This window comes from Bacillus sp. JJ1566, assembly GCF_036962685.1.
In the GTDB taxonomy this organism is placed as follows: Bacteria; Bacillota; Bacilli; order Bacillales; family Bacillaceae_L; genus Ferdinandcohnia.
Genome location: NZ_JBALOP010000046.1, coordinates 1 through 684, shown reverse-complemented (window position 1 = coordinate 684; position 684 = coordinate 1). Strand labels below are relative to the sequence as shown.

Here is a 684-nt window from a genome sequence, read left to right as displayed (position 1 = left end):
ATACGCTTTGGCGTATTTGATAAAGGAGAAAAAACTTAAAATGTCACCAAGAAAACAGGTTCAAGAGGAATTATCACGTGAAAAAATCATGGAGGTTGCCCATGAACTTTTTGTTCAGAAAGGCTATCAACATGTTTCCATGCGTCAAATCGCAAAGGAATTAAAGTATAGCCATGGCGCAATCTATTATCATTTTAAGAACAAAGCGGATTTATTTTATGCGATGGTTGTTCAAGATTTTGAAATGTTGAACCAGGTTTTAAATCAAATTATCACTCAGGATCTACCACCAGAAGAAAAAGTGAAAAGAATTTTATTAGGATATATTGAATTTGGGCTTACACATAAGAGCCATTATGAGTTAATGTTTCTAATCAACGATGAGGAAGTAAAAAGCTGTATTCAACAAGAGCCTCTTGAAAGCTATGGGATGTTTGCAAATGCCATTTCGAATTTAAGCAACCAAAAAGCAAGTATTCAGGATATCTGGTCAATTTTCCTATCCATCCATGGCTTTGTCACACATTATTGTAGAAGCAACCAAACCTATGACGATGTAAAAAGTTTGGCTCATTCACATGTAGAATATATTTTAAAAGCAATATTAGATGGAAAAGATTAACAGTATTCAGTGGGGTTTAAACCCCATGAATACTGTTAAAGCATCCGGCGGATGCCACGATT

The 684-nt window shown here is 34.8% G+C and carries 1 protein-coding gene; it reads left to right on the top strand.

Translation table 11 applies throughout. From position 1 onward, the window contains the following. Nucleotides 1–40: 40 nt before the first annotated feature. A complete protein-coding gene (locus V7112_RS17550) occupies nt 41–622 on the top strand; it encodes a TetR/AcrR family transcriptional regulator (RefSeq protein ID WP_335422264.1) in 582 nt (193 codons plus the stop codon). Nucleotides 623–684: the final 62 nt, after the last annotated feature.

Bases quoted from the DNA above. Each gene is read 5' to 3' on its own strand.
- V7112_RS17550 (WP_335422264.1), top strand. From the start codon at position 41: ATGTCACCAAGAAAACAGGTTCAAGAGGAATTATCACGTGAAAAAATC.